General features: G+C 71.2%; 7 protein-coding genes. 4 read left to right on the top strand and 3 right to left on the bottom strand.

Annotated features, from left to right (window positions below):
• Positions 1-636: 636 nt before the first annotated feature.
• Entirely contained in the window at positions 637-3,534 is a 2,898-nt protein-coding gene (gene secA / locus AB0H87_RS32430; RefSeq protein ID WP_360154324.1) for a preprotein translocase subunit SecA, read from the bottom strand.
• Between the two features lie 162 nt (positions 3,535-3,696).
• On the opposite strand from secA, the gene AB0H87_RS32425 reads away from it, so the two are divergent.
• The 4 genes from AB0H87_RS32425 to AB0H87_RS32410 all read left to right on the top strand — a co-directional run bounded on the left by AB0H87_RS32425 (position 3,697) and on the right by AB0H87_RS32410 (position 7,873).
• Positions 3,697-4,872 carry a GNAT family N-acetyltransferase gene (locus AB0H87_RS32425; protein ID WP_360154321.1) on the top strand — a complete coding sequence of 392 codons (1,176 nt, stop codon included), beginning with the start codon at positions 3,697-3,699 and terminating at the stop codon, positions 4,870-4,872.
• Complete coding sequence (locus AB0H87_RS32420) at positions 4,869-5,987, top strand: GNAT family N-acetyltransferase (protein ID WP_360154318.1); 1,119 nt, start codon at positions 4,869-4,871, stop codon at positions 5,985-5,987. Before AB0H87_RS32425 ends, AB0H87_RS32420 begins: the two co-directional genes overlap by 4 nt.
• A gap of 70 nt (positions 5,988-6,057) precedes the next feature.
• A complete protein-coding gene (locus AB0H87_RS32415) occupies positions 6,058-6,459 on the top strand; it encodes a hypothetical protein (protein WP_360154315.1) in 402 nt (133 codons plus the stop codon).
• A 1-nt stretch (position 6,460) separates the two neighbouring features.
• Positions 6,461-7,873 (top strand): glutathionylspermidine synthase family protein, encoded by a 1,413-nt coding sequence (locus tag AB0H87_RS32410; protein ID WP_360154312.1) that lies wholly within the window; start codon positions 6,461-6,463, stop codon positions 7,871-7,873.
• Here AB0H87_RS32410 and raiA read toward each other — a convergent pair.
• Complete coding sequence (raiA, locus tag AB0H87_RS32405) at positions 7,862-8,506, bottom strand: ribosome-associated translation inhibitor RaiA (protein WP_360154309.1); 645 nt, start codon at positions 8,504-8,506, stop codon at positions 7,862-7,864. The two genes, AB0H87_RS32410 and raiA, sit on opposite strands and share 12 nt — an antisense overlap.
• A 253-nt stretch (positions 8,507-8,759) precedes the next feature.
• The coding region (locus AB0H87_RS32400; RefSeq protein WP_360154306.1) for a phosphoribosyltransferase family protein at positions 8,760-9,365 on the bottom strand (606 nt) is incomplete at its 5' end.

The following is a 9,365-nucleotide window of genomic DNA, read 5'->3' as shown; positions in this document are numbered from 1 at the left end:
GCCGGGTGGCGCAGCGGCGCGACCTTGGGGTACGCCGCCTCCGCGGCACGCCCGCACGTGCACGGCCGCGGTCGCGGCGCGACCGGCGCGCTCTGCGGCACGCCACGCGTGCACCGTCGCGCGGCGGCGCGCCCTGGGTGCGCAGCCACCACCGACACCCAAGCGTGCGCCGTTGTGCTCGCGGCGCGACCTGGGGCCGTCCTGCGCAGCACGCCCACGCGTGCACCGTGGCGGCAGCGGCGCCACCCGGGAACGCCGCCACCACGGACACCCAAACGTGCCCCGTTGCGGTCGCGACGCGACCTGCGAACGCCGCCACCACGGCACACCCACATGCGCGCCGTTGCGGTCGCGACGCGACCGACGAACGCCGTCACCACGGACACCCGCGCAGGCACCGTCGCGCGCGGCCATTGCGGAAGGGGGACGGCACGAAGGTGCCCGGCGAATCGGCCTGCCGGCCTGGCGTGACGGCTCCCGGCCGTCCGGCGACCACGGCCGGGGACGCCCACAGACCGCCCGCGCGCCGCGCAGGGACCGCGTGGTGTGCGGGAGGTCGTTGACCGGAAGGAGGTGCGTAAGCGAAAAGCCCGCCCCCAACAAAGGGGGCGGGCTTTCGACTCGCGTCAGCGGCCGCTACGGCGTGGGTGCTCCGTGGCAGCGCTTGTACTTCTTGCCCGAACCACAAGGGCACGGCGCGTTGCGCGACGGGCCGTTGCTCGGCGTCGCCGACGTGCGGCCCGGTGACGGGCGGCGGCCCGGCGACGGGCGTGGGCGGTCGTCGCCGGCCGACGGGCTCGGGACGCCGACGCCCAGGGCCGGTGCGTGCTGCATCGGCGGCTGCGGCTGGGTGTGCTGGACCGCTACCCCACCGCCGCCGGCGGCGCCGTCGATGGTGGGGGCCGAGTACTGCAGGCCGCTCTGTGGGCGGGACGAACGGCCCAGGCCCTTGGCCTTGATCTCGATCGTCGCGTCGTCGGGCATCGGGAGGGCGGCGCCGGTCGCGGGCTCCGGGGCCGGGGTCTCCTCGACCTGGACGTCCAGGTTGTAGAGGAAGCCGACCGTCTCCTCCTTGATGCCGTCCATCATCGTCGCGAACATCTCGAAGCCCTCGCGCTGGTATTCCACGACCGGGTCGCGTTGCGCGTAGGCCCGCAGGCTGATGCCCTCCTGCAGGTAGTCCATCTCGTAGAGGTGCTCGCGCCACTTCCGGTCGATGACCTGCAGCAGCACCATGCGCTCGAGCTGGCGTACGGCCTCGGTGCCGAGCTCTTCCTCGCGCCGGTCGTACGCGTTGTGCGCGTCGTCCTTCATCCGGGAGAGCAGGAAGTCGGCGTCGATGCTGTTGCGCTCGCCGCCCGCCTCCTCCTCGACGTCCTCGATGGTCACGCCGACCGGGTAGAGCTGCTTGAGCGAGGACCACAGCTGGTCGAGGTCCCAGTCCTCGGCGTAACCATCCGCCGTGGCGCCCTGGACGTAGGCCTCGATCACGTCGTCGATCATGTGCCGGACCTGCTCGTGCAGGTCCTCACCGTCGAGCACCCGCTTGCGCTCGGCGTAGATGACCTGGCGCTGCTTGTTGAGCACCTCGTCGTACTTCAGGACGTTCTTGCGGATCTCGGCGTTCTGGCCCTCGATCTGAGCCTGGGCGCTGCGGATCTGCCGCGTCACCATCTTCGACTCGATCGGGACGTCCTCGGGGATGTTGAACCGCTCCATGACGGCCTCGACCGCGCCCGCGCGGAAGCGGCGCATCAGCTCGTCCTGCAGCGACAGGTAGAACCGGGACTCGCCCGGGTCGCCCTGCCGGCCGGAACGACCGCGGAGCTGGTTGTCGATGCGGCGCGACTCGTGGCGCTCGGTGCCGAGCACGTAGAGACCGCCGGCGTCGACGACCTCGTCGGCCTCGGACTCGCAGTGCTGCTTCCAGCGCGGGAGGATCTCCTCGAACGCCTTGGCGTAGTCGTCCTCGTGCTCGACCGGGTCGAGACCGCGCTGGTGCAGCTCGGCCGCGGCCAGGTGCTCCGCGCTGCCGCCGAGCAGGATGTCGGTGCCGCGGCCGGCCATGTTCGTCGCGACCGTCACCGCACCGCGCCGGCCCGCCTGCGCGATGATCTCGGCTTCCTTGGCGTGGAACTTCGCGTTGAGGACCGAGTGCGGGATGCCGCGGCGGCGCAGGAGCTGCGACAGGATCTCGGAGTTTTCCACCGAGACCGTGCCGACCAGGATCGGCTGGCCGAGGGCGTGCCGCTCGGCGATGTCCTCGACGACCGCGTTGAACTTGGCCTTCTCGGTCTTGTAGATGACGTCGGGGCGGTCGACGCGGACCATCGGGCGGTGGGTCGGGATCGAGACCACGCCGACGTTGTAGACCTTGTTGAACTCGCCGGCCTCGGTCTGCGCCGTGCCGGTCATGCCCGACAGTTTCTCGTACAGCCGGAAGTAGTTCTGCAGCGTGATCGTGGCAAGAGTCTGGTTCTCCTGCTTGATCTCGACGCCTTCCTTGGCCTCGATCGCCTGGTGCATGCCCTCGTTGTAGCGACGGCCGTGCAGGATGCGGCCCGTGAACTCGTCGACGATCAGGACCTCACCGTCGTTGACGATGTAGTCCTTGTCGCGCTTGTAGAGCTCCTTGGCCTTGATCGCGTTGTTGAGGTAGCCGACGAGCGGCGTGTTGACCGACTCGTAGAGGTTGTCGATGCCGAGGCGGTCCTCGACCTTGGCCACGCCGCGCTCGGTGATCGCGATGGTGCGCTTGGCGTAGTCGACCTCGTAGTCGCCCTCGCCGTCCTTGCCGACCTGGAGCCGGTTGACCACCGCGGAGAACTCCGAGTACCACCGGGCCGAGTGCTCGGCCGGGCCGGAGATGATCAGCGGCGTGCGCGCCTCGTCGATCAGGATCGAGTCGACCTCGTCGACGATCGCGAAGTTGTGGCCCCGCTGCACCAGCTCGTCCTTGGACCACGCCATGTTGTCGCGCAGGTAGTCGAAGCCGAACTCGTTGTTGGTGCCGTAGGTGATGTCGCACTCGTAGGCGGCCCGGTGCTCGGCGGACGGCCGGTTGGGCAGCACCACGCCGACGGTCAGGCCAAGGAACTCGTGCACCCGCCCGACCCACTCGGCGTCACGTTGCGCCAGGTAGTCGTTGACGGTGATGACGTGCACGCCCTTGCCGGAGAGGCCGTTGAGGTAGGCGGGGAAGACGCCGGTCAGGGTCTTGCCCTCACCGGTCTTCATCTCCGAGATGTTGCCGAAATGCAACGCGGCGCCGCCCATGATCTGCACGTCGTAGGCGCGCTGGCCCAGCACGCGGGCGGCCGCCTCACGTGCGGTCGCGAACGCCTCGGGCAGCAGGTCGTCGAGGGTCTCCCCCTCGGCCAACCGCTCGCGGTATTGGAAGGTCAGGTCGCGGAGCTCTTCATCGGTGAGGTTGACGTAGTCGTCCTCGATCGAGTTGACCGCAGCCGCGATCGCCTTGAGGCGGCGCAACATGCGTCCTTCGCCCGCACGAAGGAACTTTTCCAGAATCGACACGGATCAACGCTCCCCTAGACGGTCTGCCGAACTATGGTAGGCGCTCCTCTGGGGTGACTGTCAGGGGCGGTTCCCGACGAGCAGGTTATAACGGACATAACGAAGCTAACGCCGGAAGAAATCCGGTTATGCCCCGGGAGAAGTGTCCGGCAGGATGACCGCGTGGAACCCCCGAAGATCATCGAGGACGGGTTGGTCATCCGCGCCTGGCGCCCCGAGGACGCCGCCGCCGTGGAGCGGGCCTGCCAGGATCCGGACATCCAGCGCTGGACCTCCGTTCCGGTGCCGTACCGCCGCGAGCACGCCGACTTCTTCGTCGCCCAGCTTTCCCCCACCAAGTGGCAGGACGGCACCGGCGCGCCGCTCGGGGTGTTCGACGAAGGCACCGGCGAGTTGCTCGGCTCGTCCGGGCTGATCTCGCTCAGCCCCGACCGGAGGGTCGCGGAGATCGGCTACTGGACCGCACCGTGGGCCCGCGGTCGGGGCGCGGCCACCGCCGCCACCCGCGCGGTGGCCCGGTGGGCGACCGACGAGCTGGGTGTACGCCGGCTCGTCTGGCGCGCCGAGGTCGGCAACCACGCGTCCCGGCTGGTCGCCCTCCGCGCCGGCTTCACCATGGAGGGCATCGCCCGCCAGGACGTCGAGGACCGCGACGGGAGCCGCCGCGACGCCTGGGTCGGCTCGCTGCTCACCGGTGATCCGACCGACACCGACGTCGCCGGCCCCGGCTCGCCCGAGGCCCGCCGGGCGGCCGCCTTCAGCCGCCCGCAGCCCGACCTGTTCGCCGCCACCCGCGCCGGTGAGATCAGGCTGCGCCCGCTCGAGGAGCGCGACATCGACCCGATCACCACGAGCGCCAACGACCCGGAGACGGTCCGCTGGACCACGATCCCGCACCCCTACCGCCGCGACCACGGCGAGGAGTTCGTCCGCGACTACGCCCCGAGGGTCTGGTTGCGCGGCACCGGTGCGCTCTTCGCGATCGGCGACCCGGTAGACGACTCGTACGCGGGACTCATGGAACTGCGCCTGCACCCCACCCGCGCCGCGCTCGCCGACGTCGGCTTCGTGGTCCCGCCGCACGCGCGCGGTCGTGGTTTCGCGCCGGCCGCCCTGTCCGCGGTCTGCGCGTGGGGCTTCACCACGCTCGGCGTCGACCGGATCGGCTGGTGGGCCAACGTCGGCAACGAGGCGTCCCGACGGGTCGCCGAGAAGGCGGGCTTCACGTTCGAAGGCACCAACCGCGGCTACCTGGACCACCGGGGCGAGCGGATCGACGCCTGGGTCGGTGCGCTGTTAGCGTCCGATGTGCCGTTCAACGGGAAGGCACCGGCATGAAACCGGACACCATCGAGGCGGCGGGCGTACGGCTGCGCCCCTTCCGCGACAACGACGCCGACGACATAGCGGCCGCCTGCGACGACCCCGAGACCCAGCGGTTCCTGCCGCGGCTGCCTCGGCCCTACACCCGCGACCACGCGCTCGCCTGGCTGCGCGAGGGCGCTCCGGCGGCGTGGGCGAGCGGCGGTGCCAACTTCGCGATCGCGGACCCGGCGACCGACCGGCTGCTCGGCACGATCGGCCTGAGCCACGTCGACGCCGACCGGGCCCAGGGCGAGATCGGCTACTGGGCGGCGCCGTGGGCCCGCGGCAAGGGCGTCACCACGGCGGCGACCCGGGCACTCGCTGAGCACGCCTTCGCGGACGGCTTCTACCGGCTCGAGGTGCTCGCCGACTGGGCGAACCCGAAGAGCGTGCGGATCGCCCTGTCCGCCGGCTTCCAGCCCGAGGGCGCCCGCCGGGGTGCGGCCTTCAACCGCGATGGTTCGCGTCGCGACGTCGCGGTCTTCGCGCGCCTGGCCGGCGACCCCGGCGAGCCCGTCGCCCGGCCGCTGCCGGACCTGCCCGACGGCCGGCTCACCGACGGTGTGCTCACCCTGCGCCCGCTCGGGCCGGGCGACGCCGACTTCTACCACGAGCTGATGAGCACACCGGACATCGTCGCGTCGCATGTGCCGCCGGTGGTGCCCGACCGGGAGGAGATCGAGCTGCGCTGCGCGCGGGCACAGTCCCGGTGGCTGCTCGGCGAGCGGGCCGACCTGGTGATGGTGGACGCCGCCACCGGCGCGCCGGCCGGCGACATCGGCCTCTACTACCAGGAGCCGCCGACCGGCCAGGCGATGATCGGCTACTGCGTGCTCCCGGCGTTCCGCGGCCGTGGCTTCGCCCGCCGGGCGAGCACGCTGCTGGCCGGGTGGGTGTTCGATCACACCGCGATCAAGCGGCTGATCGCCGGCACCAACCCGGCCAACGCCGGCTCGCAGAAGGTGCTGGAGTCGGCCGGCTTCCTGCGCGAGGGCTACCAGCGCAGCCGCCTGCCCGGCATCGCCGGCGGCCGCATCGACGACATCCTCTGGGCCCTGCTACCCGGTGATCTACGCGAGACCAGCTGAACGGTCATCGTCGCGGTTGCGGGCGTCGATTAAGGTGAGCCCACTTGCAGCGGGGACCTGGGAGATGATGATGACTGCTCGGCGGCGCAACACCGCGCGCGTCGTGCTGGGCGCCGCGTTCCTCGGCCTGGCCGCCGGTGGCCTCGCCGCGTGCGACTCGGCCGACGACGACCACACCTTCTACTGCGTCGACCAGAACGACACGATCGTCGACGAGGACGACTGCGACGACGACGGCGACGGCCGCGGCGGCTTCTTCTTCTGGGCGCACTCGCCGCGCTACAAGAAGGGCCTCAAGCCCGGCGCGAAGCTGCCCGGCGGCGGCTCGAAGTTCGCCTACAACGACGCCGCCCAGCGCACCGCGTGGGGCCTGCCGGCCACCGGCCGGGTCAGCAACGGCACGGTGAAGTCCAGCGTGGTCGGCAAGGGCGGCAGCGGCAGCAGCGGCGGCAGCAAGTCGTCCGGCGGCTAAGGTGCGGCGGGTCGCGCACGGTGTCCAGCGGCCCGGTTGGGAGCAGGCGAACGCCTCCCTCGGGCTGACCTACAACGCCACTCCGCTGGCCGACGGCCGCACGCTGTCGTACTGGCGCGAGGGTCCGTTCTACGACTTCGACCTCGACGAGATCCTCGAGCTCGAGCAGGCGGCGGCCACCCTGCACCGGATGTGCGTGGCCGGCGGCGACCACATCGTGGCCGGCTGCCCGCGGCACGACCGGGCGGTGCGCCGCACTGCCTACCTGTCCGCCGAGTGCTGGCCCGACACCTGCCTGATGGCGAAGATCGGCATTCCGGAGTACGTGCACGAGCAGGTGATCCGCACCTGGTTCGACGGCGACAAGGACGCGTGGACGCACGCCGACAAGGACCTGTTCGGCACGCACGCGCACACGCCGCAGGGCCCGGACTACTCGCCGAGCGTCTACGGCCGGTTCGACCTGTGGTACGCCGGCAAGGGCAGCACGCCGAAGCTCCTGGAGTTCAACGCGCAGACGCCGACCGCCCTGCTGGAGAGCGCGGTGATCCAGTGGGCGTGGCTGGAGCAGACCGGCCAGACCCGCCACCCCGAGCAGCAGTGGAACGCGCTGCACGAGCAGCTCGTCGAGGCGTGGCGGCGCAACATGGCGGAGCTGCGCGCGGCCCGGCCGTGGCTGCCGGAGCGACCGACCATCTATTTCGCGTACGAGACGAGCGAGACCTCCGGCGAGGACCGGATGAACGTCGCCTACCTGATGGAGACGGCGACCCAGGCCGGTTTCCCGACCGAGCTGATCGCGATGAGCCAGATCGGCGTCGACGAGGTGGACGGCAGCATCCGGTTCCAGCGCGCGCAGTTCGAGGTCGGCGCGCAGATCGACGTGATCTTCATGCTCTACCCGTGGGAATGGCTCTGGCACGAGGAGGGCGGCCGGCCGATCTTCCGGAACATGGCCGACCCGAGCAAGCGGGGCACGGTGTGGATCGAGCCGCCGTACACGGCCGCGCTGTGGTCCAACAAGGGCCTGCTGCCCGTGCTCTGGGAGCTGTTCGGCGACAAGCCCGAGGGCGAGCTGCTGCTGCCGGCGTACTTCGAGCGGCCGGCGACACTCACGTCGTACGCCAAGAAGCCGATCTGGTCCCGCGAGGGAGCCAACATCGAGCTCGTCCGCGACAACGTGCCGCTGGCCGCCAACACCGGCGACTACGGCGCCGAGGGCTTCGTCTACCAGGAGCTGCGGGAGCTGCCCTCCTACCCGGCCGCGGAGGGCGTGTGCCACCCCGTGCTCGGCGTCTGGATGGTCGACGGCGAGCCCGCGGGTCTGGGCATCCGGGAGGGAGTGGGCGTCGACGGGCTGATCACCCGCAACGACGCCCACTTCGTCCCGCACACGATCGGATCACACCTGTAGCGAGATGATCCCGTAGTCGTATCCCTTGCGGCGGTAGACCACGCTCGGCTGGCCGCTTTCCTTGTCGTTGAAGAGATAGAAGTCGTGGCCGACGAGCTCCATCTGGAAGAGCGCGTCGTCGACCGTCATCGGCTCGCCCGGGTGCTCCTTCACCCGCGCGATGTGCCACGGCTGGTCGTCCTGCTCGTCATCGGGCACGGCGTAGCGATCCGCCGGGTCGTCGAGCACCGCCGTGCGGGCGGGCTCGGCCCGCCGGGAAGACGGGACGCCCGGGTTCGCGTACGGGAGACCGGCCGTGTGCTCGGCCACGGACACCGGGGTGCGACCGCGGTGTACGCGCCGCCGGTCGGCCGCCCGACGCAGGCGGCTGTCGAGCCGGGTGATCGCCAGGTCCAACGCGGCGTAGAAGTCGGAGGCGCAAGCCTCGGCGCGGACCACTGGCCCTCGGGACGCGCAGGTGATCTCCACGCGTTGGCAGTGGTCGGACTGGCGCGGGTTGCGCTCGTGGAATAGTTCGACGTCGACCCGGATCAGCTTCTGGTCGTAGCGCTCGACCTTCGCCAGCTTGTCTGCGACATGGATCCGGAAATGGTCGGGCACCTCAACGTTTCGGCCCTTGACGACGATGTCCACGCGTTACCTCCCACAACGATCTGAGCTGATTGCGGTGGTGAATGAGAGGTCGGCGACGCCGTGGCTCGTGACCCTGGGCATCGACCGACCGGACGGTGCGCCTCCTTTCGGATGCGGGTCCCCCTCGAGGCTTGGACCACAGTCCTACCCCGGTGAATTTCACGCTAACGCCGGTTGGCGCTTCAGTCACCCCCCGTCAGGCCGAGGGTTCGGAGAAGTTTCGCCCAGTGGGCGCGATCGGGTGAAAACGGATCTACAGAGGGTGACGTTTGCGTGTCGCTGCGAGCAGAGCGGCCGCATCGACGGGAACCTCGGCGCGGGCCAGGATCGCGGTCAGCGCGGCGAGCGTCGCGCCGGTCGTGACGATGTCGTCGACGACCACCACCGCGCGCCCGGCCGCGGCGCGCCGGGCGCGACTCAGCGCCGCCGGCCGCGCGCGGAAGGCTGCGGCCGCCGCAATTGCCCGTTGCGCACTGTCGAGGTGCGTGGCGTCGGGTTTGGGCAACGCCCGGACCGGGCGCGCCACCGCCGTGGACCAGCCCGCCCGGCGCAAGCAGCGGGCCGCGCGGGCCGCGAGCCGGCCGACGTGGTCGCCGTGCCGGGCGCGGATCGCCGCCGCGGTCGACGGCACCGGCACCAGCAGCACCGGGCGGCGCGCACCGCCCGCGGCGACGGCCACCGCCTCGGCGAGCAGGGCGCCCAGCGGCCCGGCGAGCGTCGCCCGGCCGCGTTCCTTGTAGGCGAGCAGGGGAGAACCACGGTGACCCTCGCCGCCGGACCGACCGCCGAGACCGATCCCCGGGTCACCTGCGCCTCGACGCGGTCTCCGGCACGGTCGGCCTGGTCGCGCAGGACACCT

Origin of the sequence: Asanoa sp. NPDC050611 (assembly GCF_040654855.1) — a bacterium.
Classification (GTDB): domain Bacteria; phylum Actinomycetota; class Actinomycetes; order Mycobacteriales; family Micromonosporaceae; genus Asanoa.
This window is presented reverse-complemented; position numbering and strand designations above follow the sequence as displayed.

Bases quoted from the DNA above. Each gene is read 5' to 3' on its own strand.
- AB0H87_RS32420 (WP_360154318.1), top strand. From the start codon at position 4,869: ATGAAACCGGACACCATCGAGGCGGCGGGCGTACGGCTGCGCCCCTTC.
- AB0H87_RS32415 (WP_360154315.1), top strand. From the start codon at position 6,058: ATGACTGCTCGGCGGCGCAACACCGCGCGCGTCGTGCTGGGCGCCGCG.